Origin of the sequence: Paractinoplanes lichenicola, assembly GCF_016785085.1 — a bacterium.
GTDB lineage: Bacteria > Actinomycetota > Actinomycetes > Mycobacteriales > Micromonosporaceae > Actinoplanes > Actinoplanes lichenicola.
On record NZ_JAENHO010000003.1, the window covers coordinates 439,605 to 460,708 of the forward strand.

The window sequence follows — 21,104 nt, forward strand, 5'->3', positions numbered from 1 at the left end:
GTCATCGCGGTCGGAGATCGACTTCGCGCCACTGTCCCGGCCCGGTTGGGTCGCGGTGCTCGCGGCATGTCTCGCCCCCCTGCGAGGCTGTCGCGTCATTGCCCCCAACGAAGGGATGCTTCGTGAATCGGCTCTGGAGCCGGGTCGGAGTACGAGTCACCGCGGTCAGCCTGCTGGTAGTGGGTGCGGCCGGCGGTATCTACCTCGGACAGGACCGGGAAGTCCAGCAGCAGAGCGCCGAAGCGAGCGTCGTCGCGCAGGTCGCCGTCGACAACTCGCAGCTGCTGAAGCAACGTCAGGCCGAGCACGCTGCCGCTCGCGCCTTCCAGCGTCAGACCGAGGCCAACGCCGCCGAGAAGGCCGCGTCCGCCGCGAAGGCCGCCGCCGGCAAGGCGCACACGGCCGAGCGCAAGGTGATCGCCCAGAAGAAGGCGGCCGCCGAGGCCGAGGCGAAGAAGAAGGCGGAGGAAGAGGCCGCCGCCAAGGAGGAGGAGTCCGACTCGGGTTCCGGCTCGGGCGGCACCCCGGAGTTCGACGGCGACATCCCCGCCTCCTGCAACGAGTTCAGCGGCAACCGGGCCACCGGCTGCGCCCTGATGCTCGACGCCGGCTTCAAGATCTCGCAGTTCTCGTGCCTCGAGAAGCTGTGGAAGAAGGAAAGCGGCTGGAACCACAAGGCCACCAACAAGAGCTCGGGCGCGTACGGGATTCCGCAGGCCCTGCCGGGCAAGAAGATGGCCTCGGCCGGCAGCGACTGGAAGACCAACCCGGCGACCCAGATCGAGTGGGGCCTCGGCTACATCGAGGGCCGCTACGGCACTCCGTGCAGCGCCTGGGGTCACTCGCAGGACGTGGGCTGGTACTAAGTAGACAGGCATCGTGAACGGGCCGCGCGGCGAACCGCGCGGCCCGTTTCACTGTGATCAAATGTCTGTATGGTCCGAAATGTCGTTTCGCTGGTCATGGTCGCTGTCATGACCGTCGTGCTGACGACCGACGTCCGGCCCGTCGAGGCCGGCGTGAGCGCCACCCCGGTCGTCGGTGGCCTGGTGGCGCCGCAGGGCAAGTTCCCGTGGGCGGTGCGCCTCTCGATGGGCTGCGGCGGCGCGCTGACCGAGCCGCGCGTCGTGCTCACCGCCGGGCACTGCGTCGACGGCACCGGCAAGAACGACGGCATCGAGGTCACCGCGGGGGTGGCCGACCTCAAATCCCGGAGCGCGCAGACCGCCCGGTCCGAGCGGGTGATCCGGGCCGAGGGCTTCGTCGACGAGGTGCACGGGGACGACTGGGCGGTGATCCGGCTCGACCGGCCGCTGCGCCTGCCGACCCTGCCGCTGGCCCAGGACCCGATCGGGGCCGGGCGCTACACGGTGATGGGCTGGGGCCAGACCCGCGAGGACTCCATCCAGCAGGAGCAGCGGCTGCACTACGCCACCGTGCCCACCGTGCCCGACGACAACTGCGCCACGGCGTACCAGAAGGCGGGGGTCAAGCTCGTGCGCGACGAGCAGCTGTGCGCCGGGTCGCCCGGGGTGGACACCTGTCAGGGTGACAGCGGCGGGCCGATGATCGGGCGCGGCCGGCACGGCGAATGGGTGCAGGTGGCGATCGTGAGCTGGGGCCTGGGCTGCGCGCGGGACGGCTACCCCGGCGTCTACACGCAGCTCTCGACGTTTCGTCCGGCGATCGAGAAGGCCGTCCGGAAACTCAGAGATTGAACGTCGTGTCGAGTTTCGCCGGGCGGACCCGCTTGCGGCGGAACAGGATCGCCGCGATGACGCCGCCCAGCAGGCCGAGCAGGTGGCCCTGCCACGAGACGGGCTGGTCGGTCGGCAGGATGTTGTAGAGCTGATACCAATACAGCAGGCCGATGAACGCGGCCACCCCGAAGTTCCACCACGAGCGCTCGACCAGGCCCCGCATGACCAGCAGGCCGAGATAGCCGAAGATCACGCCGCTGGCCCCGACGACCACGCTGTTCGGATCGCCCACGAACCAGACGCCCAGGCCGCTGACCAGCATGATCACGAAGGTCGACCAGATGAACCGCTTGGTGCCGCCGGCCAGCGCGAACGTGCCGACCAGGATGAGCGGGACGGCGTTGCCATAGAGGTGATCCCACCCGGCGTGCAGGAACGGGCTGAACAGCACGCCGTCGAGCCCGTCGACCCGGTGCGGGATGATGCCGCCGGCCACGTCGAGCTGGCCGGCGCCGATGCCGACGTCGATCGCCTCGATCAGGAAGAGCACCGGGATCACGGCGCACATCGTCACGAAGGCCCGGCCCAGCGACGCGTAGAACGCGTCGGTGCCGAACTTGGCCTCTGCCTCTGCGCGTGCCTCGGCTGCCCCGTAGCTCATCATTCGATAGTTCCAGGCGAGGGCGAGGCCCGCCAAACGGGCGGGCCTGCCACAGCGAATTCTCAGATTACGGGCTCGCTGTCACCGAGCGTCACCGTCGGGAGGTGGCCGTCGAAGTCGACCGCCGAATACAGGGCCAGCTTCTCCAGGCGGTGGTACGAGTCGATGACCCGGATCGTGCCGCTCTTGGACCGCATCACGATCGACTGGGTGTGCGCCCCGCCCGACCGGTAGCGCACGCCCTTGAGCAGGTCGCCCGAGGTCACGCCGGTGGCCACGAAGAAGCAGTTGTCGCCGGTGACCAGGTCGTCGGTGGTCAGCACCCGGTCGAGGTCGTGCCCCGCGGCCAGCGCCTTCTCGCGCTCGGCGTCGTCGCGCGGCCACAGCTTGGCCTGGATCGTGCCGCCCAGGCACTTGAGCGCGCACGCCGCCGTGATGCCCTCGGGTGTGCCGCCGATGCCCATCAGCACGTCCACGTCGGACTCGAGCCGGGCCGCCGAGATCGCCCCCGCGATGTCGCCGTCGGAGATGAACTTGATGTTGGCGCCGGCCTGACGGACCTCCTCGACCAGCTGCGCGTGGCGCGGGCGGTCGAGGATGCAGACGGTCACGTCGGAGATGCTGGAGCGCTTGGCCCGGGCGATCCGCTTGAGGTTCTCGGCGGTGCCGGCGTTGATGTCGACGACGTCGGCGCAGTCCGGCCCGACGGCGATCTTCTCCATGTAGAAGACGGCGCTGGGGTCGAACATCGCGCCCCGCTCGGCCACGGCCAGCACGGCCACCGCGCCCGGCATGCCCTTGCTCATCAGCGTCGTGCCGTCGATCGGGTCCACCGCCACGTCGACCTCGGGCCCGGTGCCGTCGCCCACCTGCTCCCCGTTGAAGAGCATGGGCGCCTCGTCCTTCTCGCCCTCGCCGATCACCACGACCCCGCGCATCTGAATCGAGTTGATCAGTTTGCGCATGGCGTCGACGGCCGCGCCGTCACCGCCGTTCTTGTCGCCGCGGCCGACCCAGCGGCCCGCCGCCATCGCGGCGGCCTCGGTGACGCGAACCAGATCGAGGGCGATGTTGCGGTCGAGATCTTGCGGGAACCGTGCGGGCATGGGCGCCTCCTCGCGACGATGCGGGGCCGGTGGATGACCCGATCCTCACACGTTCGGATGCGCAAAGTCCCGTGTCAGCGACATGGTTAACAATGGGTGGGTGGAACCCGCATCGCCCGCCGCACCCGCGACCGCCCCGGCCGACCCGCCCGCGCGCCTCGGCCGCGGCGAGGGGCGCTCGCCCCGAGACATGATCATGTCGCTGGCCGTCCTGCTGATCCCGATCGCGCTGTTGCTCACCTTCTATCGGCTGGTGCTCGACGGCGACAAGCCGGTCTCCGTCGACGCCGCGCCGACGTTTCAGGAGGCCCAGCGGGCCGGCCTGTTCCCCGTGCTGACGCCGGCCGGCCTGAGCGACGACTGGCACACCTCGACCGCCACCTTCCGCCGGGCCGAGAACGGCGCGACGCTGCGGGTCGGCTACGTCGACCCCGACAAGGACCCGGTGCAGCTGGTGCAGAGCAACGTGCCCTCGGCCACGCTGTTGCCCACCGAGCTGACCAAGGAGGCCGAGCGGGTCGGCACCTTCCGCTCGCCCGCCGGGGTGTGGCAGCTCTACGACACCCGGCCGGGGGAGCAGGCGCTGGTCCTGGCCGACCAGACCCGCACGATCGTGATCGTCGGCAAGACCGACGTCGGCAATCTGGAAACGCTGGCCGGCTCGCTGAAGTAGGGGGTCAGCTCTCGCTGCGGGCGGCGCGGGCGGCCTCGATCCGCTCGCGGGCCCCGTCGAGCCAGCGCTGGCAGACGTCGGCCAGCTTCTCGCCGCGCTCCCACAGCGCCAGCGACTCCTCCAGCGAGCTGCCGCCCTGCTCCAGCCGCTCGACCACGCCGGCCAGCTCGGTGCGGGCCTGCTCGTAGCTCAGCTTCTCGTCACTCACTCGTTCTCCCGTACGGCTGCTCGCAGCTCGCCCTCGGCGAGCCGCACCCTGATCACATCGTCGGCCTTGACCTCGTCGGCCGCGCGCACCACATGCCCGTCGTCGCGCTGCACGATCGCGTAGCCCCGCTGCAGGGTGGCCGCCGGGGACAGCGCGCGCAGCCGGGCGACCGTGTGCCGCAGCTCGTCGTCGGCCCGGCGCACCCGGTGCTCGAGGCTGCGCACGGCCCGGTCACGCAGCGCCGTCACCTCGGTCGCGCGCTGGTCGATCAGCTGCTCGGGGCGGGCCAGCGAGGGCCGCGAGCGCCACGACTCGATGCGGTGGGTCTCGCGATCGATCAGCGTGAGCACGGCCCGGTCGAGCCGGCGCCGGGCGTGTTCGATCAGCTGCGTCTCCTCGCCGAGGTCGGGCACGATGCGCTTGGCCGCGTCGGTCGGCGTGGAGGCGCGCAGGTCGGCCACGTAGTCGAGCAGCGGCGCGTCGGTCTCGTGGCCGATCGCGCTGACCACCGGGGTGCGGGCGCCGAAGACGGCCCGGCAGAGCGCCTCGTCGCTGAACGGCAGCAGGTCTTCCACGCTGCCGCCGCCGCGGGCGATCACGATGACGTCGATCGTGTCGTCGTTGTCGAGCACCTTGAGCGCGTCGATGATCTGGGGCACCGCGGTGGGGCCCTGCACCGGCACGTTGACCACCCGGAAGTCGACCGAGGGCCAGCGGCGGCGCGTGTTCATCAGCACGTCGCGCTCGGCGGCGCTGGCCCGGCCGGTGATCAGGCCGATCCGCCCGGGCAGGAACGGCAGCCGGCGCTTGCGCTCGCGGGCGAACAGGCCCTCGGCGGCCAGCAGCTTCTTCAGCCGTTCGAGGCGGGCCAGCAGCTCGCCCAGCCCGACCTGGCGGATCTCGTCGGCGCGCAGGCTGAGGGTGCCGCGGGCCGGATAGAACTCGGGCTTGGCGTGCAGCGTGACCCGGGCCCCCTCGCTCAGCCCGGGCGCGCCGGAGTCGAGCACGTCGCGGTGGGCGGTGACGGTGAGGCTGAGGTCGGCCGAGGGGTCGCGCAGGGTCAGGAAGACCACGGTGGAGCCGGGGCGGCGGCTGATCTGGGCGACCTGGCCGTCGACCCACACCCAGCCCAGCTTGGCGATCCAGGCGCTGACCTTCTGGCTGACGACGCGGACCGGCCACGGCTCCTCGGCGGAACTCTTGGGCGGCGGCGCGGACTCAGTCACCCGGCCAGACTACGGAAGGCCTCCGACATTCTCGTCGTCCGCCGCCCGGGGCCGGTCGTCCCGGGCGTGCCTCCCGGTGGCGCGCGGCTCGGAGTGGGCCGACGCCCACGGCGACGCGGTCACGCGCGGCTTCCGCGGCTTCGCCGGGGCCGGGCGCACCTGGGCCACGACCAGCGCGACGATCACCGCGACGCAGAGCCAGAAGAGCAGATCGGCCACCGTACGGGCGGGGTCGAACCGCCACCCGCCGGGATCGCGGGCCAGCATCGTGAACGGGAAGCCGTGCCGGGTCACGTAGCCGCTCGAGCAGCACTCCACCGCGAGCGCGGGGATCGCCGTGCCGACCAGTCCGGCCAGGGCCACCCCGGCGCCGGCCAGCGCCGCGACACCCGACGGCAGCCGCCCGACGCGGCCCGCGCCGAGCAGCAGCAGACCCGTGATCAGCAGCACCACGTGGAAGGTCACATACGTGGCCGAGACCAGGCCCATGGCCAGGTTGAGCACGCCGAGCGCCACGCAGGCCCACCCGAGGATCAGGCGCAGCGTCGCGATCATCGAGGCGAGGGAGCCGGGTTCGTCCTCGGCGGCCTGAGGCATGGGTCCGAGTATCTCGGCAAACGAATCCCGTCATCGGCGATTCGCCCCAGATGCACTCAGGGGGTACGCCGGGCCCGGCCGATCAGCACGACCGCCACCACCACGATCAGACCCACGTACGACCAGATCAGCAGGTCGGCGGCGAGCGTGAGCAGGTCGGCCGTCCAGGAGGCGGACTGGGCCAGCCGGTATGCCGTCTCGGCGTCGTCGGCCACCGCGCCCCGCTGCAGCCAGTGATAGGGCCACCCGCGGTCGCTGATGTACGCGAACTGGCAGCACGTGCGCGACTGCCCGGCGAGCAGCCCGGCCCCCGTGCCGATCAGCGCGAACCCGGCCGTCACGGCCCCGGTCAGCAGGCGCGGCAGCCGGATCCGGTGCGGCATCAGCAGCACGAGCCCGCCGGTCGCCAGCACCGCGCCCACCGCGACGTCGAGCGCGGCGCTGCTCGCGTGCAGGTTGAGCAGAATCCACGTCATGCCGCCGACCAGCGACAACGCACCCAGAATGAACCGCAGTGCGCGTCCCGTGACGGCCGTTTTGTCCCGCCTGTCCTCGTCAAGCACCCGACGAGTATCCCGGTGAACGCCGTCCGGGTCGAGGGCCGCTGTGGCGCTGATCGCAGCCCGGCCGGGTGTCGGCCCCGGCACGTACCATGGCCGGGTGAGCGAACCTCGGAAGCGTGTCCTGCTGGCCAAGCCGCGCGGCTACTGCGCGGGTGTCGACCGTGCGGTGCAGACCGTCGAAGAGGCGCTGAAGCTCTATGGCGCCCCGGTCTACGTGCGTAAGCAGATCGTGCACAACAAACACGTGGTCAGCACGCTCGAGGCGGCCGGCGCGATCTTCGTGGAGGAGAACGAGGAGGTCCCCGAGGGATCGACAGTCGTCTTCTCGGCCCACGGCGTCGCGCCCGAGGTGCACGAGCAGGCCAAGGCGCGCAACCTCAAGGCCATCGACGCGACGTGCCCGCTGGTGACGAAGGTGCACCACGAGGCCAAGCGCTTCGCCAAGGACGACTACGACATCCTGCTCATCGGTCACGAGGGCCACGAGGAGGTCATCGGCACGTCCGGCGAGGCCCCCGCGCACATCCAGCTCGTCGACGGCCCCGACTCGGTCGACCAGGTCGTCGTGCGCGACCCCTCGAAGGTCGTCTGGCTGTCGCAGACCACGCTCTCGGTCGACGAGACGATGGAGACGGTGGCCCGGCTCAAGACCCGGCTGCCGCTGCTTCAGTCGCCGCCGAGCGACGACATCTGCTACGCCACGTCGAACCGTCAGCACGTGGTCAAGGAGATCGCGCCCGAGTGCGACGTCGTGATCGTCGTCGGCTCGACCAATTCCTCCAATTCCGTACGGTTGGTCGAGGTCGCGCTCAACGCCGGTGCTCGGGCCGGCCACCTGGTCGACTACGCCGCCGAGATCCAGGACGAGTGGCTCGAGGGCGCCACCACGGTCGGCGTCTCGTCCGGCGCCAGCGTCCCCGAAGACCTGGTCATGGAGGTGCTGGGCCACCTGGCCACCCGCGGCTTCGGCGAGGTCACCGAGTTCACCACGGCCGAGGAACGCCTCACGTTCTCCCTGCCCCAGGAGCTCCGCCGCGACATGAAGGCTGCGGCAGCAAAGGGCTAGCTGAGCTCCGGCGCCTGGGGTTGCCTGGGCGCCACCTCGAGCTGGATCGGGGTGGGGATCTCGTCGTCCGAGACGCCCATCTCGGCCAGTTTGCGCGCGCTGACCAGCACCCGCGATTCCAAGGAGCCGACCGCCCGGTTGTACGCGGTGACGGCCCCGCCCAGCGACGCGCCGAGCTTGCCCACGTGGTCGCCCAGCGTGGCCAGCCGGGCGTGCAGCTCGCGGGCCAGGCTGTGCACCTCGACCGCGTTGCGGGCCAGCTCCTCCTGTCGCCACGAGAACGCCACCGTGCGCAGCATGGCGATCAGCGTGGCCGGCGTGGCCAGCACCACGTTGCGCCGGAAGGCGTGCTCCATCACCGCCGGGTCGTGCCGCAGGGCGGCGTCGAGGAACGGGTCGGCCGGCATGAACAGCACCACGAAGTCGGGCGCCGACTCGAACGCCGTCCAGTACTCCTTGGCCGCCAGCGCGTCGATGTGCGCGCGCAGGTGCCGGGCGTGCTGATCGAGGAAGCCGTCGCGGGTTCGCTCGTCACGGGCCTCCAACGCCGACAGGTACGCCTCCAGGGGCGCCTTGGCGTCGACGACGACCGTTCGGCCGCCGTGCAGCTTGACGACCAGATCGGGCCGTACGCCGGAATTGTCCGTTGCCGCCGTGACCTGCTCAGCAAAGTCACAGTGTTCCAGCAGGCCGGCCGCCTCGACGATCCGGCGCAGCTGGTGCTCGCCCCACCGGCCGCGCACCTGCGGGGTCCGCAGCGCCGCCACCAGTTGCTTGGTCTCGGTGCGCAGCTCGCCCGAGACCGTGCTCATCGTGCGCACCTGCTCGCGCAGCTCGGCGTACGCGTCCACCCGGTCCCGCTCCAGCTCAGCGACCCTTTCCTCGTAGCGGCGCAGGGTCTCGTGCAGCGGCGCCACGGCCCGCGCGACGGCCTCCTGGGACTGCGCGGTGGCCTCGTAGGACAGTGAGCGCAGCGACTGCTCGAGGCGTTCCTCGCCGTCGGCGCGGGCCTGAACCGTGGCCTCGAGCCGCGCTATGTCGGCGGCCGCCCGCAGGCGTGCGGCGAGCCAGCCCAGGGCTCCGCCGACGGCCAAGCAGACAAGCACTACGACGAGCGTCGAAACAGTCACATACCGGAGCCTGCCAGACCCTGGCCACGGGAAATGCGCGGGTACCGTGGAAACATGAGCGTGTTGCTGATTCTCGGCATCGTCATTGTCGTCCTCCTCGTGATCCTTCTGGCCCGGCGCAGCGGCGCGGCGTCGCAGCAGACCCGGCTGGAGGACGCGCGCGCCGAGGCCCAGCGGTGGTACGAGCGGCTCGGCGGCCAGCTGATGAACCTGCACGGTGACGACGCGGCCGCCCGGCAGGCGCTCTCCGACGCGGGCGAGCGCTACAACGCGGCCGGCGGTCAGCTGCAGCAGGCCAACTCCGTCAAGCAGTACGAGCTGGCCCGTGAGTCGGCTCTCGAGGGCCTGCAGTACGTGCGAGCCGCGCGCCTCGCCATGGGCATCGACCCCGGCCCCGACCTGCCGGCGCTCGCCGCCGCCCAGGGCGCGGGTCAGCTCACCAAGGAGCGCGAGGTGAACGTCCAGGGCCACGCCTACAAGGCGGGCCCGCAGCCCGGCGCCGACACGCCCTACTACTACCCCGGCGGCCGCGTCCAGGGTCGCCCGGTGCCCGCCGGGTGGTATTCGACGCCGGTCTGGAAGACGGCGCTCGGCGCGGGCGCGGGTGTGCTCGGCGGCATGCTGATCTTCGACGCGCTGCTCTCGCCCGGCTTCGGTGACATGGGCTACGGCGACGGCTTCTCCGACGGCTACGCCGACGCCGCGCAGGACTTCGGCGGCGACGGCGGCGACATGGGCGGCGGCGACTTCGGTGGTGGCGACTTCGGCGGCGGAGATTTCGGCGGCGGGGATTTCGGCGGCGACTTCTAGCCGTCGGCGGGCAGGTATTTGGCCAGCTCGCGGCGCAGGCGTCGCGGGCTCGGCCAGATCTCGCTGAGGTCGGCCGTGAACGACTGCCCGTCCACCGTCTCGGCCAGCGCGGGCGGCCCGACCTGCTCGTCCTGCACCGGATGCACGACGTCGAGGTCGACCGGCGTGACCTCGAGCAGGTTCTTGAAGCCCTCCCGGCGCACGGTCACGTGTTTGATGTCGGCCCAGTCGAGCAGGATCGGATCGCTGTCCTGGGCGGCCAGCTCGAGCCCGCCCGCCGAGACCCGCACCCACGTGGTCAGCGAGCCGCGGGTCGAATACGTGTAGGCCCCGGCCGCGAGCCCGGCCACCACGGCCGCCTGCAGCGCGGTCTGCCACCAGCGATACCCGGCCCCGCCCGCGCCCAGCAGCGCGGCCAGCGGCGCCACCAGGGCGAACGACAGCATCAGGAGCACAAAGAGCGCGAGGAACGTCCGCACCGGCGACGACTTGAACAGCACGGCGTCGCGGGCGGGCGCCTCGACCTGCTCGGGCGCGATCGGCATGCGTTCATGCTGCCCTGCCGCGGGCCCCGGTTCCGGCGAAATCGCCAGAGCCGGGACCCGTGGGACATCAGAACGCGCTGGCGATGACCAGCTCGGGGGTGCGGCCCGGCAGCATGTCGAGCTTGGCTATCCGCCCGGCCGCCTTGAGGTCACCCTCGACCAGGGCCAGGCGGTCGAGCAGCTCGGCCGGCCCGAGCGCCTCGGCCAGCGGCACCTCGGCCTTCATCGACAGCTTGCGGTCCGACTTGGCCCGCCGGACCTGCCGCAGCGCCTCCCCGGCCAGGTCGAGCAGCGCGGCGTCACCCTCGCCGGCGACCCGGGTCAGCTCGTACGGCGTGGGCCAGGTCGACTGATGCACCGAGCCGTAACGCCACCACGACCAGACCTCCTCGGCCACGTAGGGCAGGAAGGGCGCGAACAGCCGCAGCAGCACCGACAGCCCCGCCGCCAGCGCCGCCCGGGCCGAGTCGGCCGCCGGCCCCTGCGCGTACGCCCGCTCCTTGACCAGCTCGATGTAGTCGTCGCAGAACGTCCAGAAGAACGCCTCGGTCGCCTGCAACGCCTCGGTGTGGTCGTACCGGTCGAAACCCTCGGTGGCCGTGGACACCACCGTGGCCAGCCGGGCCAGCATCGCCCGGTCGAGCGGCTCGGTCACCGGCTGCCGCAGCGCCTCAGCCGCGCCCAGCCCGAGCGCGAACTTCGACGCGTTGAGCAGCTTGGTCGCCAGCCGCCGCCCGACCTTGATCTGGGCCGGGTCGAAGGCCAGGTCGGCGCCGGGCCGCCCGTTGGCCGCCCAGTAGCGCACGGCGTCGGAGCCGTTCTGCTCGAGCAGGGCCAGCGGCGTGACGACGTTGCCCTTGGACTTGGCCATCTTCTTGCGGTCGGGGTCGAGGATCCAGCCCGACAGGACGGCCGAGCGCCACGGCAGCACGCCGTTCTCCAGGTCGGCCCGCAGGACCGTGGAGAACAGCCACGTACGGATGATCTCGTGGGCCTGGGGCCGGTGATCCATCGGGAAGACCCGGCGGAACAGATCTTCATCGTCGTGCCACCCGCCGACGATCTGCGGCGTCAGCGACGACGTGGCCCAGGTGTCCATCACGTCGGGGTCGGCCGTGAAGCCGCCCGGAACGTCGCGCTGAGAATCGTCGAAGCCGGGCGGACACTCCGAGGAGGGGTCGACCGGCAGGGCCGATTGGTCCGGTATGAGAAACTTGTCGTAATCCGGTTCGCCAGCGTTGTCGAGCCGGTACCAGATCGGGATGGGCACGCCGAAGAACCGCTGCCGGCTGACCAGCCAGTCGCCGGTCAGGCCGTTGACCCAGTGCTCGTAGCGGTGCCGCATGTGCTCGGGGAACCAGCGCAGCTCCCGCCCGCGCTCGATCATCTTTTCCCGGATGCGCTCGTCGCGGCCGCCGTTGCGGAAGAACCACTGCCGGCTCGTGACGATCTCGAGCGGCGAGTCGCCCCTCTCGTAGAACTTGACCGGGTGCGTGATCGGCCGGGGCTCGCCCAGCAGGTCACCGGTCTCGGTCAGGATGCGGACGATCTCGCGCCGGGCCGCGTTGACGGTCAGCCCGGCGAAGTCGCGATAGGCCGCCTCGGCGACATCCGCCGGGCGGTCGGGCAGGAACCGGCCGTCGCGCCCCAGCACGACCCGCGTCTCGAGCTGCAGGTCGCGCCACCAGATGACGTCGGTCAGGTCGCCGAACGTGCAGACCATCGCGATGCCGGTGCCCTTGTCCTTCGCGGCCGCCGGATGGGCCAGGACGGGCACCTCGACGTCGAAATAGGGCGAGCGGACCGTGGTCAGGCCCGCGTAGCGCTCGTCGCCGGGGTGATAGACCAGCGCGACGCAGGCCGGCAGCAGCTCGGGCCGGGTCGTCTCGATCTCGACCGGGCCGTCGGGGCCGTGGAAGCGCAGCCGGTGATAGGCGCCGGGCCGTTCCCGATCCTCCAGCTCGGCCTGCGCGACCGCCGTCCGGAATCCGACATCCCACAGCGTCGGGGCCTCGGCCGAATACGCCTCGCCGCGGGCCAGGTTGTCGAGGAAGGCCCGCTGCGAGACGGCCTGCGACCGCCGCCCGATCGTCGTGTAGGTCAGGCCCCAGTCGACCGACAGCCCGAGCCGCCGCCACAGCGCCTCGAACGCCTTCTCGTCCTCGGCGGTCAGCCGCCCGCACAGCTCGACGAAGTTGCGCCGCGAGATCGCGACGGCCTGCTTCGGCGGGCTGGCCGGCGGCTGCCACTCGGGGTCGTAGGGCAGCGCCGGGTCGCACCGGACGCCATAGACGACCTGGACCCGGCGCTCGGTCGGCAGGCCGTTGTCGTCCCAGCCCATCGGATAGAAGACGGCCTTGCCGCGCATGCGCTGGAACCGCGCGACCGTGTCGGTGTGCGTGTACGAGAAGACGTGCCCCATGTGCAGCTCGCCCGATACGGTCGGCGGAGGCGTGTCGATCGCGTATACATCCGCCCGCTCCTTCGAGCGGTCGAACGCATACGTGCCCTCCTCCTGCCAGGTGCGCGCCCACTTGTCCTCGAGGCCGTCGAGCGACGGCCGCTCGGGGAGACCGGCGCGCCCGGTCGTTCCCGTATCAGTCATGCGCTGAATGCTACGGCCGACCGGGCCGTTCGACCTGTGATTAACGCTGGGCCTCGTGGTTGAGCAGCACCCGCTTGACCTCCAGGCCCCAGCGGTAGCCGCCGAGCGAGCCGTCGGTGCGCAACACCCGGTGACACGGCGTGAACAGGGCCACCGGGTTGCGCGCGCAGGCCGCGGCGGCCGCCCGGATCGCCGCGGGGCGACCGCTGAGCCGGGCGAACTCCGAATAGGTCACCGGGGCGCCCGGCTTGATCTCGCGCATGACCTGCCACGCGTGCCGCATGAACTCGCCGCCGCTGAACTGCTCGACCACGACGGCGTCGAGCACGGCGCGGTCACCGTCGAAATAGGACCGCACGTGCCCGGCCACCGGGCCCACGTCGTCGGCCGGCTCCGCGGGGTCGCGCAGGTCGGGGTGGATGAGCGGGACGAGCTCGCCCACGTCTTCGGTGAAGCCGGCCGCGCGGACGCCGCCGGTATCGCTCACGACGACCGTGAACGGGCCGGCCGGGGTGTCGAGGGTGCGGTACTTCAACATGGTGTCCTCCAGGGGGTGACTCAGGACGCTCGCCACAGGCGGATGAGCGCATATGACCGCCACGGGCGCCACCTCTCGGCGTACGTGGCGAGGGTCTTGGGGTCGCCGGGCAGGCCGAGGGCCTCGGCGCCGCGGCGAACCGCCAGGTCGGTGGGGAGAAAGACGTCGGGATCGCCGATCGCGCGCATCGCCACGTAGCCGGCCGTCCACGCGCCGACGCCGGGCAGCTCCTGCAGGCGGGCAACCGTCTCGTCGCGATCCGAGCCCGGGTTCAGGTCGAGCTTGCCGTCGGCGACCGCGTCGGCCAGCGCCCGGATCGACTCGCGCCGCTTCGCGGGCATCCCGAACGCGGTGTCGGGCAGCTCGGCGATCTCGGCCGCGCTCGGGAACCCGATCAGCCCGTCCGGCCGCCGGAACGAGCGGATCATGCGGCCCAGCGTCGTGCGCGCGCCGGACACGCTGACCTGCTGCCCGACGATCGCCCGGACCGCCATCTCGAACCCGTCGACCGAGCGCGGCACCCGTACGCCGGGCTCCTTCGCCACCGTCTCGGCGAACGCGGGATCGGCGCCCAGCGTCGCGTCGACGGCCTCGGGATCGGCGTCCAGGTCGAACAGCCGGCGGCAGCGGGCCACGGCCGGCGCCAGGTCGCGCACGTCGCTCAGCCGCAGCGTCGCCGAGACCCAGCGGTCGGCCGGGGTGAGCGTCACGGTCGCGCTTCCGTGCGGCAAGGACAGACCCCGCCCGTACGAGTTCCCGTCGCGCTCCTCGACGCCCGGCAGCGCGCGCGTGGCGAGGAAGTCGAGCAGCGACGCGATGTGCAAAGGCGAGCGGTACGCCAGTCGCAGGTTGATCGTGCCCGCCTCGGCCCGCGCGATCGGGCGCTTCTCGCGCAGCTTGCCGGGCGCCTGCGCGTACACCTCGAGGATCGTGTCGTTGAACTGCCGCACGCTGCCGAACCCGGCCGCGAAGGCGATCTCGGACAGGCCCAGGTCGGTCGTCTCGATCAGGATCCGGGCCGTCTGCGCGCGCTGCGCCCGGGCCAGCGCCAGGGGACCGGCGCCCAGCTCCGCGGTGAGCAGGCGGTTGAGGTGGCGCTCGGTGTAGCCGAGCCGGCTCGCCAGGCCGGGCACGCCCTCGCGGTCGACCACGCCGTCGCCGATCAGCCGCATCGCCCGCCCGACCAGGTCGGCTCGGACGTCCCACTCGGGCGAGCCGGGCGCGGCGTCGGGGCGGCAGCGTTTGCACGCGCGGAAACCGGCGCGCTGGGCGGCGGCTGCGCTCGGATAGAAGCGGACGTTCTCCCGCTTCGGGGTCATCGCCGGGCAGGACGGGCGGCAGTAGATGCCGGTGCTGGTCACCGCGGTGCAGAACCAGCCGTCGAAGCGCTGGTCCCGGCTGTCCACGGCGCGGTAGCACCGCTCGAAGTCCAGTTCCATGCCCATGAGTCTCCTGCCTTCGGGCCCGGATGGCTGGCGGGATTCGGACATGAGCGTCTCGTGTCAACTTTGGTTGACGACTGAGGCTGTGTCAACTACGGTTGACGCATGGAGACGCTTGGCGCGACCGACATTCGGTATCGGACCTTCGGCGGCGGCGGTCCCAAGATCGTGCTGCTGCACGGCGGAATGCAGACGTCCCGCAACTTCACCCGGCTCGCGTTGGCGCTGGCCACAACCTTCACCGTGTACGTTCCGGACCGCCGCGGCCGTGGCCGCAGTGGCCCGGTCGGCGACGACTACGGCGTGCGGACCGAGATCGACGACCTCAGGGCGGTGCTCGACCAGACGGGGGCGGGCAACGTCTTCGGGCTCAGCTCGGGCGCCGTGATCGCCTTGCAGGCGGCCCTTTTCCTGCCGATCCAGCAGCTCGCGCTCTACGAGCCGCCGCTTCCCCATGGGGATTTCAACCCCGTTGCGTGGCGCCCTCGCTTCGAGAAGGAAATGGCCGCCGGGCGCACGGCGGCGGCCTTCGTGACGACCGTCAAGGGCACCGGTGACCTGCGGTTCGCACCCCGCGTGCTGCTCACCCCGCTGGTCCGGCTCGGCATGCAGCTCGACGCGCGCGACAACCGGCCGGCCGACTACACGCCGTTCGGAAAGCTCGTGCCGACCATGCGCCAGGACGCGACCGTCGTCGCGGAGTCGGCCGGACCGCTGACCCGCTTCGCCGCGGTCGAAGCCGAGACGCTGCTGCTCGGCGGCGAGCGCTCCCCGGCGTACCTGAAAGGGGTCTTGAACGGCCTGGAACCCGTGCTGCCACACGTGCGGCGGGTGACGCTGAGCGGCGTGGGGCATCTCGCGGCCGACAACCGGGGCAAGCCGGAACTGGTCGCGGCGGAACTGCGGAAGTTCTTCCGGTGAGGCTTGCGTAGACTGACGTTCCGTGAGCCTCACCATCGGAATCGTCGGCCTGCCGAACGTCGGCAAGAGCACCCTGTTCAACGCCCTGACCAAGAACGACGTGCTCGCCGCGAACTACCCGTTCGCGACGATCGAGCCCAACGTCGGCGTGGTCGGGCTGCCCGACGAGCGACTCGGTCGGCTCGCCGAGCTGTTCAGCAGCGAGAAGATCCTCCCGGCCCCGGTGAGCTTCGTCGACATCGCCGGCCTGGTTCGCGGCGCCTCCAAGGGCCAGGGCCGCGGCAACGCGTTCCTCGCCAACATCCGCGACGCCACGGCGATCTGCCAGGTCGTGCGCGCGTTCTCCGACCCCAACGTGCTGCACGTCGACGGCAAGGTCTCGCCCGCCGACGACATCGAGACGATCAACACCGAGCTCATCCTGGCCGACCTCCAGACGGTCGAGAAGGCGCTGCCCCGCCTGCAGAAAGAGGCCAAGCTCAAGAAGGACCGGGCCCCCGTGGTGGCCGCCGCCGAGGGCGCCTTCAAGGTCCTCAACGACGGCGTCACCCTGCACAAGGGCGCGGCCGCGGCCGGCGTCGAGGTCGAGCTGCTGGGCGAGCTGCACCTGCTGACCACGAAGCCGTTCATCTACGTCTTCAACGTCGACGAGGACGAGCTCAACAACACCGCGTTCCTCGACGAGATGCGCGCCCTGGTCGCCCCGGCCGAGGCCGTCTTCATGGACGCGAAGATCGAGTCCGAGCTGATCGACCTGCCGCCGGACGAGGCGCAGGAGCTGCTGGAATCCACGGGCCAGACCGAGCCCGGCCTCGACCAGCTGATCCGGGTCGGCTTCAACACGCTGGGCCTGCAGACCTACCTGACCGCCGGTCCGAAGGAGGCCCGCGCCTGGGTGATCCCGGTCGGCGCCACCGCCCCCGAAGCCGCGGGCGTCATCCACAGCGACTTCCAGCGCGGCTTCATCAAGGCCGAGATCGTCTCCTTCGACGACCTGATGACCGCGGGCTCCATGTCAGCCGCCAAGGCCGCCGGCAAGGTCCGCATGGAAGGCAAGGACTACATCATGAAAGACGGCGACGTCGTCGAGTTCCGCTTCAACGTGTAGTCGCCGATGACTGTGGTCGTCGCGCCGGAGTGGCCGGAGTCGCCGCCCCGGCCGGGCATCTTTCTGGCCGGAGGCATCAGCGGCGTCCGCGACTGGCAGCGGGACGCCATCGAGCACCTGCGTCCGGTCTGGCCGGCCGTCTACAACCCGCGGCGGCCGAACTTCCCCATGGGCGACGACACCGCGGGCGCCCGGCAGATCCGCTGGGAGTTCGACCAGCTCGCGCGGGCCGACGCCATCCTGTTCTGGTTCTCGTTCGAGACGACGCAACCGATCGTGCTGTACGAGCTGGGCCGGTGGGCCGCCTCGGACAAGCCGCTCGCGGTCGGCGCCGACCCGCGTTACGAACGCCGCTTCGACGTCGTCCAGCAGCTCGGCCTCGCCCGCCCCGGCCTCCACGTCCACCCCGACCTGGAATCAACCTGCGCCGCCGCGAACACCCTGACCGAGCGCCTCTAGCTCGGCGTCGAGCGGCCGGGCACCAGCTGGCCCAGGTCGAGCTCGAGGGGAAACGGCTTGCTGATGCGCAACTCGTGGCGATAGATCCCGGTCGGCACGTGCGACCGGGTCGGCTCGTCGAGCTCGTAGGCGTGGATGACCGGTGAGCCCCCCTCGTCTTCAACACGCCAGTAATGCGGGATGCCAGCTTCCGCATATTTGCGCAGCTTGACCGTCCGGTCGCGGTGGGCGGATTCCGGTGAGACCACCTCGACGACCAAGAGCACCTGATCGGGCGTGTAAAACGTGCGATCAGGATCGAACGGTGCGGTTACGACAAGAGCGTCTGGCTCAGGACGATTCCGCTCGTCGAGTCGGATCGTCATCTCCCGCTCAACCTCGAGTTCCGCCGGCGCCTGTTCCGCCAGGGCAACCACCAGTGCTGTGACGATCCGGGCGTGCCAGGACCGCTGCGGGGACATCATGAAGACGAGCGCTCCATCGATCAGCTCGGTGTGACGGGGAGCTTCGGGAAGGTGGTCGAGGTCATCGGCAAACCAGCCCTCAAGCCGAGGCGGCCGCATCCACTCGGGCACCGCAGTCATGGCGTCACCGTAGCACTCTGTGATGGCGCTCTCGCCGTCATCGTGTCGCCCTTCAGAGGGTCACCACCGAGCGGGCGCCCTCGCCTCGGGACATGTTGTCGAAGGCTTCGGGGACGTCGGGCAGCGTGATGCGGTCGGTGATCAGGTGGTTGAGGGAGAGGCGGCCCGACAGGACGTCGTCGGCCAGGCGGGGGATTTCCAGGTCGAAGTCGGCTGAGCCGTAGACCGAGGAGCGCAGGGTGCGGGCCGACGAGAAGATGTCCAGGGCGGACAGTGAGACCTGGTCGTCGTTGGAGCCCATGCCGACGACCGTGACCTTGCCGCCGCGGCGGGTGGCGCGCCAGGCGGCTCGGATGGTGGCGGCCCGGCCGACGCATTCGAACGCGTGGTCGGCGCCCCGGCCCGATGTGCGGCCGCGGATGTCTTTGGAGAGGGTGTCGGACGAGACCACGAAGTCGGTGGCGCCCGCGGCCTCGGCCAGGCCCTTCTTGGCCTCGGTGACGTCGACCGCGATGACCTGAGAGGCGCCGGCGGCCCGGGCGGCGGCCACCACCGACAAGCCGACGCCGCCCAGGCCGATCACGACGGCCGACTCGCCGGGGCGCACCTGGGCCGTGTTGCGTACCGCGCCCGCGCCGGTCAGCACGCCGCAGCTGAGCAGGGCGGCCAGCTCGAACGGGAGCGACGACGGGACGCGGATCACGGCGTTTTCGGGGGCCACGACCTGCTCGGCGAACGCGCCCAAGCCGAGGGCGACATGCACCGGTACGCCGTCCAGGGTCACGCCGTTCTCCAGCGAGGCCACGCCCGACGAGGTCGAGCACAGCCACGGCTCGCCCTGCTCGCAGAACCAGCAACTGCGGCACGCGGGCTGCCAGTTGAGCACCACGTGGTCGCCGACGGCGGCGCGGGTGACGTTGGCGCCCACCTCGACGACCTCGCCCGCCGCCTCGTGCCCCAGCACCAGCGGGTACGACGGGCGGATCGTGCCGTTGACCATGGACAGGTCGGAGTGGCACACGCCGGCCGCCCGCACCCGTACGCGGACCTGGCCGGGACCCACCTCGGGCAGCCGCAACTCGGCCACGCCGGGCCGTGCCCCCGCCTCGGTGAGCACCAGTCCGTTGAAGTACGCCGTCATCGCTGGATCGCCTTCACCTGCTGGAACTCGGCGAGCCCGTGCTCGCCCAGTTCGCGTCCGACACCTGACTGCTTGTAACCGCCGAACGGCGCCCGCGGGTTGAACGCGCCGCCGTTGATGTCGACCTGACCCGTACGCATGCGGCGGGCCACGGACAGCGCGCGCTCCTCGGAGCCCCAGACGCCGCCGGCCAGACCGTACTTGGAGTTGTTGGCGATCGCCACGGCCTCGTCGTCGGACGCGAACGGGATGATCGACAGCACCGGGCCGAAGATCTCCTCCTGGGCCAGCTCACTGGCGGGGTCGACGTCGGCGAAGACGGTCGGCGCGACGAAATATCCCTTTGGCGGGACGGGGGAGCCGCCCGCCACCAGCCGCGCCGAGGCCCGCGAGATGAACCCCTGCACGCGCTCTTGTTGCGTACGGGAAACCAAGGGGCCGAGCCGCGTCGACTCGTCGAAGGGATCACCGACCGGATAACCCCCGGCGGTCTTGGCGGCCAGCGAGACGGCCTCGTCGTACAGGCTCTCGTGCACCAGCATCCTGGTCCACGCCGTGCAGGTCTGGCCGGAGTTGAGGAACGCGTTGCCCACCCCCACCTTCACCGCCCGTACGAGGTCGGCGTCTTCGAGGATGACGTTGGCCGACTTGCCCCCGAGCTCGAGCGCGACCTTGGCTATCCGGTCGGCGGCGGCGTGGGTGATGGCGCGCCCGGTCGCCGTCGAGCCGGTGAACGAGACCATGTCGACGTCGGGGTGCCCGGCGATGGCGGCGCCGACGACCGGACCCGTGCCCGTCACCACGTTGAGCACGCCCGGCGGCAGCTGCGCCTCGTGGGCCGCGTCGACCAGCAGGAACGCCACGAGCGGGGTCAGCTCACTCGGCTTGAGCACGACCGTGCACCCGGCGGCCAGGGCGGCGGCCACCTTGGCCACGACCTGGTGCAGCGGATAGTTCCACGGGGTGATCGCGCCGACCACCCCGACGGGTTCGCGCTCGATCAGCGAGTTGCCGACCGTCTCGGGCTGCGGAAGAACCAGATCCGCGTACGACCGGAGGACCGTGAGCGGCAGCCCGGCCTGCACCGCCTTGGCGATCTTGAGCGGGGTGCCGAGCTCGAGCCCGACCGTACGGGCGATGTCACCGGCCCGGGCCGCGAGCGCCGTGTGCAGCCGGTCGAGATGGGCGAACCGGTCGGGCGCGACGGACCAGCTGTCGAAGGCCGCCCGGGCCGCCGCGACCGCGCGATCGACGTCGGCGGCCGTGCCCGCGGGCACGTGGGCCAGCACCTCCTCGGTGGCCGGATTCTCCACCGCGATCGTCTCGGCGGAGGCGGGTGCGACCCACTCCCCGCCGATATAGAGGTGCTTGCGGTCGAGCGATGTCATCAGCGGGTCCCCATCTCGTATCGGGCCGTGAGGCCGGTGATCAGCAGGTCCAGTCCGAGTTCGAAGGCGCCCTCGTCCACGGCTTCATGATGCTCCGCCAGGCGGGGGGCGTGGCCGAGGTGTGGATAACGGTCGTACAGCTCGGGATCGGCGTCGAAGCCGAGCGCGAACGAGCCCAGCGCCGAGCCGGTGACCAGATAGCGCATGAGCGCGCCGATGTGCGTGGCCCGCGCATAGGACCAGCCGGCGTCGACCAGTGCGCCGTACACCGCCTCGGCCATGGCCAGACCGCCCGGACGCCGGCCGGGGCCCTCGGCCAGCACGGGCACGATGTTGGGGTGGGCGGAGAGCACCGCGTGGTAGGAGCGGGCCCAGCGTCGCAGCGCCTCGGGCCACTCGCACTCCTCGAACGCCGACACGTCCACCTGTGCGGTCACCGCGTCGGCCACCGCTTCCACGATGTCGGATTTCGTGGCGAAATGGTTGTAGAGCGACGGCCCCTGAACGCCCAGCTCGGTCGCGAGCCGCCGGGTCGAGAGCGCGTCCAGCCCCTCCGCGTCGACCAGCGCGCCGGCCGCTTCGATGATCCGCGAACGGGTCAGCAGCGTCTGCCTGGGCCGCGCCATAAGAAAC

At 71.3% G+C, this 21,104-nt stretch carries 23 protein-coding genes; 8 read left to right on the forward strand and 15 right to left on the reverse strand.

The genetic code is table 11. The features are described from left to right. Positions 1-122 precede the first annotated feature (122 nt). Together JKJ07_RS11070 and JKJ07_RS11075 are read left to right on the forward strand one after the other, a co-directional pair. Positions 123-866 carry an aggregation-promoting factor C-terminal-like domain-containing protein gene (locus JKJ07_RS11070; protein ID WP_202991359.1) on the forward strand — a complete coding sequence of 248 codons (744 nt, stop codon included), beginning with the start codon at positions 123-125 and terminating at the stop codon, positions 864-866. 108 nt (positions 867-974) lie between these two features. Continuing rightward, complete coding sequence (locus JKJ07_RS11075; protein ID WP_236028722.1) at positions 975-1,718, forward strand: serine protease; 744 nt, start codon at positions 975-977, stop codon at positions 1,716-1,718. On the opposite strand, the gene JKJ07_RS11080 is transcribed toward JKJ07_RS11075, so the two are convergent. Both JKJ07_RS11080 and glpX read right to left on the reverse strand, forming a co-directional pair. Next, complete coding sequence (locus JKJ07_RS11080; protein ID WP_202991361.1) at positions 1,708-2,361, reverse strand: rhomboid family intramembrane serine protease; 654 nt, start codon at positions 2,359-2,361, stop codon at positions 1,708-1,710. The two genes, JKJ07_RS11075 and JKJ07_RS11080, sit on opposite strands and share 11 nt — an antisense overlap. Before the next feature lie 62 nt (positions 2,362-2,423). After that, positions 2,424-3,467, reverse strand: a complete 1,044-nt coding sequence (gene glpX, locus JKJ07_RS11085) for a class II fructose-bisphosphatase (protein WP_202991362.1) — start codon at positions 3,465-3,467, stop codon at positions 2,424-2,426. 100 nt (positions 3,468-3,567) lie between these two features. Here glpX and JKJ07_RS11090 point away from each other — a divergent pair, with 100 nt between their 5' ends. Next, positions 3,568-4,140 carry a DUF4245 domain-containing protein gene (locus JKJ07_RS11090; protein ID WP_307834211.1) on the forward strand — a complete coding sequence of 191 codons (573 nt, stop codon included), beginning with the start codon at positions 3,568-3,570 and terminating at the stop codon, positions 4,138-4,140. A 4-nt stretch (positions 4,141-4,144) separates the two neighbouring features. Here the strand turns inward: JKJ07_RS11090 and JKJ07_RS11095 are convergent, their stop codons facing one another. From JKJ07_RS11095 to JKJ07_RS11110, 4 genes are read right to left on the reverse strand one after another with little or no spacing between them, the layout of a single operon-like run. After that, a complete protein-coding gene (locus JKJ07_RS11095) occupies positions 4,145-4,348 on the reverse strand; it encodes an exodeoxyribonuclease VII small subunit (RefSeq protein WP_202991363.1) in 204 nt (67 codons plus the stop codon). Further along, positions 4,345-5,574: an exodeoxyribonuclease VII large subunit gene (gene xseA, locus JKJ07_RS11100; RefSeq protein ID WP_202991364.1), complete on the reverse strand. Its 1,230-nt coding sequence runs from the start codon at positions 5,572-5,574 to the stop codon at positions 4,345-4,347. The genes JKJ07_RS11095 and xseA overlap by 4 nt, the downstream gene beginning before the upstream one ends. Before the next feature lie 9 nt (positions 5,575-5,583). Beyond that, positions 5,584-6,171 (reverse strand): hypothetical protein, encoded by a 588-nt coding sequence (locus JKJ07_RS11105; RefSeq protein ID WP_202991365.1) that lies wholly within the window; start codon positions 6,169-6,171, stop codon positions 5,584-5,586. 56 nt (positions 6,172-6,227) lie between these two features. Further along, entirely contained in the window at positions 6,228-6,734 is a 507-nt protein-coding gene (locus tag JKJ07_RS11110) for a hypothetical protein (protein ID WP_202991366.1), read from the reverse strand. A 52-nt stretch (positions 6,735-6,786) separates the two neighbouring features. Between JKJ07_RS11110 and JKJ07_RS11115 the strand changes: the two genes are divergently transcribed. Next, positions 6,787-7,800, forward strand: a complete 1,014-nt coding sequence (locus JKJ07_RS11115; protein ID WP_307834239.1) for a 4-hydroxy-3-methylbut-2-enyl diphosphate reductase — start codon at positions 6,787-6,789, stop codon at positions 7,798-7,800. On the opposite strand, the gene JKJ07_RS11120 is transcribed toward JKJ07_RS11115, so the two are convergent. After that, positions 7,797-8,930, reverse strand: a complete 1,134-nt coding sequence (locus JKJ07_RS11120; protein WP_202991368.1) for a DNA recombination protein RmuC — start codon at positions 8,928-8,930, stop codon at positions 7,797-7,799. The genes JKJ07_RS11115 and JKJ07_RS11120 overlap by 4 nt on opposite strands. A gap of 54 nt (positions 8,931-8,984) precedes the next feature. Between JKJ07_RS11120 and JKJ07_RS11125 the strand changes: the two genes are divergently transcribed. Next, positions 8,985-9,740: a hypothetical protein gene (locus JKJ07_RS11125; protein ID WP_202991369.1), complete on the forward strand. Its 756-nt coding sequence runs from the start codon at positions 8,985-8,987 to the stop codon at positions 9,738-9,740. On the opposite strand, the gene JKJ07_RS11130 is transcribed toward JKJ07_RS11125, so the two are convergent. The 4 genes from JKJ07_RS11130 to JKJ07_RS11145 all read right to left on the reverse strand — a co-directional run bounded on the left by JKJ07_RS11130 (position 9,737) and on the right by JKJ07_RS11145 (position 14,867). Next, positions 9,737-10,285 (reverse strand): hypothetical protein, encoded by a 549-nt coding sequence (locus JKJ07_RS11130; RefSeq protein WP_202991370.1) that lies wholly within the window; start codon positions 10,283-10,285, stop codon positions 9,737-9,739. The genes JKJ07_RS11125 and JKJ07_RS11130 overlap by 4 nt on opposite strands. A gap of 67 nt (positions 10,286-10,352) precedes the next feature. Next, positions 10,353-12,890 carry a valine--tRNA ligase gene (gene valS / locus JKJ07_RS11135; RefSeq protein WP_202991371.1) on the reverse strand — a complete coding sequence of 846 codons (2,538 nt, stop codon included), beginning with the start codon at positions 12,888-12,890 and terminating at the stop codon, positions 10,353-10,355. Between the two features lie 40 nt (positions 12,891-12,930). Continuing rightward, positions 12,931-13,428, reverse strand: a complete 498-nt coding sequence (locus JKJ07_RS11140; RefSeq protein WP_202991372.1) for a methylated-DNA--[protein]-cysteine S-methyltransferase — start codon at positions 13,426-13,428, stop codon at positions 12,931-12,933. Positions 13,429-13,448: 20 nt separating this feature from the next. After that, positions 13,449-14,867, reverse strand: coding sequence for an AlkA N-terminal domain-containing protein (locus tag JKJ07_RS11145; protein WP_202991373.1), 1,419 nt, complete (start codon positions 14,865-14,867; stop codon positions 13,449-13,451). Positions 14,868-14,975: 108 nt separating this feature from the next. Between JKJ07_RS11145 and JKJ07_RS11150 the strand changes: the two genes are divergently transcribed. Genes JKJ07_RS11150 through JKJ07_RS11160 form a run of 3 tightly spaced genes read left to right on the forward strand, consistent with a single transcriptional unit; the run spans position 14,976 to position 17,358 of the window. After that, complete coding sequence (locus tag JKJ07_RS11150) at positions 14,976-15,791, forward strand: alpha/beta fold hydrolase (RefSeq protein WP_202991374.1); 816 nt, start codon at positions 14,976-14,978, stop codon at positions 15,789-15,791. Between the two features lie 22 nt (positions 15,792-15,813). After that, positions 15,814-16,899, forward strand: a complete 1,086-nt coding sequence (gene ychF / locus JKJ07_RS11155) for a redox-regulated ATPase YchF (RefSeq protein WP_202991375.1) — start codon at positions 15,814-15,816, stop codon at positions 16,897-16,899. Positions 16,900-16,905: 6 nt separating this feature from the next. Continuing rightward, the gene (locus JKJ07_RS11160; protein WP_202991376.1) at positions 16,906-17,358 is read left to right on the forward strand and encodes a nucleoside 2-deoxyribosyltransferase domain-containing protein; all 453 of its coding nucleotides are present in this window, start codon (positions 16,906-16,908) and stop codon (positions 17,356-17,358) included. Here JKJ07_RS11160 and JKJ07_RS11165 read toward each other — a convergent pair. From JKJ07_RS11165 to JKJ07_RS11180, 4 genes are read right to left on the reverse strand one after another with little or no spacing between them, the layout of a single operon-like run. Next, positions 17,355-17,942 (reverse strand): Uma2 family endonuclease, encoded by a 588-nt coding sequence (locus tag JKJ07_RS11165; protein WP_202991377.1) that lies wholly within the window; start codon positions 17,940-17,942, stop codon positions 17,355-17,357. The two genes, JKJ07_RS11160 and JKJ07_RS11165, sit on opposite strands and share 4 nt — an antisense overlap. Before the next feature lie 52 nt (positions 17,943-17,994). After that, positions 17,995-19,083 carry an alcohol dehydrogenase catalytic domain-containing protein gene (locus JKJ07_RS11170; protein ID WP_202991378.1) on the reverse strand — a complete coding sequence of 363 codons (1,089 nt, stop codon included), beginning with the start codon at positions 19,081-19,083 and terminating at the stop codon, positions 17,995-17,997. Continuing rightward, entirely contained in the window at positions 19,080-20,471 is a 1,392-nt protein-coding gene (locus JKJ07_RS11175) for an aldehyde dehydrogenase family protein (RefSeq protein WP_202991379.1), read from the reverse strand. The genes JKJ07_RS11170 and JKJ07_RS11175 overlap by 4 nt, the downstream gene beginning before the upstream one ends. Next, positions 20,471-21,097 carry a TetR/AcrR family transcriptional regulator gene (locus tag JKJ07_RS11180; protein ID WP_202991380.1) on the reverse strand — a complete coding sequence of 209 codons (627 nt, stop codon included), beginning with the start codon at positions 21,095-21,097 and terminating at the stop codon, positions 20,471-20,473. The genes JKJ07_RS11175 and JKJ07_RS11180 overlap by 1 nt, the downstream gene beginning before the upstream one ends. Positions 21,098-21,104 lie beyond the last annotated feature (7 nt).

Excerpts from the sequence above, each read along its gene's own strand:
- JKJ07_RS11080 (WP_202991361.1), bottom strand. The coding sequence starts at position 2,361 with ATGAGCTACGGGGCAGCCGAGGCACGCGCAGAGGCAGAGGCCAAGTTC.
- JKJ07_RS11130 (WP_202991370.1), bottom strand. The coding sequence starts at position 10,285 with ATGCCGATCGCGCCCGAGCAGGTCGAGGCGCCCGCCCGCGACGCCGTG.
- JKJ07_RS11105 (WP_202991365.1), bottom strand. The coding sequence starts at position 6,171 with ATGCCTCAGGCCGCCGAGGACGAACCCGGCTCCCTCGCCTCGATGATC.
- JKJ07_RS11170 (WP_202991378.1), bottom strand. The coding sequence starts at position 19,083 with ATGACGGCGTACTTCAACGGACTGGTGCTCACCGAGGCGGGGGCACGG.
- glpX (WP_202991362.1), bottom strand. The coding sequence starts at position 3,467 with ATGCCCGCACGGTTCCCGCAAGATCTCGACCGCAACATCGCCCTCGAT.
- JKJ07_RS11145 (WP_202991373.1), bottom strand. The coding sequence starts at position 14,867 with ATGGAACTGGACTTCGAGCGGTGCTACCGCGCCGTGGACAGCCGGGAC.
- valS (WP_202991371.1), bottom strand. The coding sequence starts at position 12,890 with ATGACTGATACGGGAACGACCGGGCGCGCCGGTCTCCCCGAGCGGCCG.
- JKJ07_RS11140 (WP_202991372.1), bottom strand. The coding sequence starts at position 13,428 with ATGTTGAAGTACCGCACCCTCGACACCCCGGCCGGCCCGTTCACGGTC.
- JKJ07_RS11075 (WP_236028722.1), top strand. The coding sequence starts at position 975 with ATGACCGTCGTGCTGACGACCGACGTCCGGCCCGTCGAGGCCGGCGTG.
- JKJ07_RS11165 (WP_202991377.1), bottom strand. The coding sequence starts at position 17,942 with ATGACTGCGGTGCCCGAGTGGATGCGGCCGCCTCGGCTTGAGGGCTGG.
- JKJ07_RS11175 (WP_202991379.1), bottom strand. The coding sequence starts at position 20,471 with ATGACATCGCTCGACCGCAAGCACCTCTATATCGGCGGGGAGTGGGTC.
- JKJ07_RS11160 (WP_202991376.1), top strand. The coding sequence starts at position 16,906 with ATGACTGTGGTCGTCGCGCCGGAGTGGCCGGAGTCGCCGCCCCGGCCG.
- JKJ07_RS11150 (WP_202991374.1), top strand. The coding sequence starts at position 14,976 with ATGGAGACGCTTGGCGCGACCGACATTCGGTATCGGACCTTCGGCGGC.
- JKJ07_RS11125 (WP_202991369.1), top strand. The coding sequence starts at position 8,985 with ATGAGCGTGTTGCTGATTCTCGGCATCGTCATTGTCGTCCTCCTCGTG.
- JKJ07_RS11180 (WP_202991380.1), bottom strand. The coding sequence starts at position 21,097 with ATGGCGCGGCCCAGGCAGACGCTGCTGACCCGTTCGCGGATCATCGAA.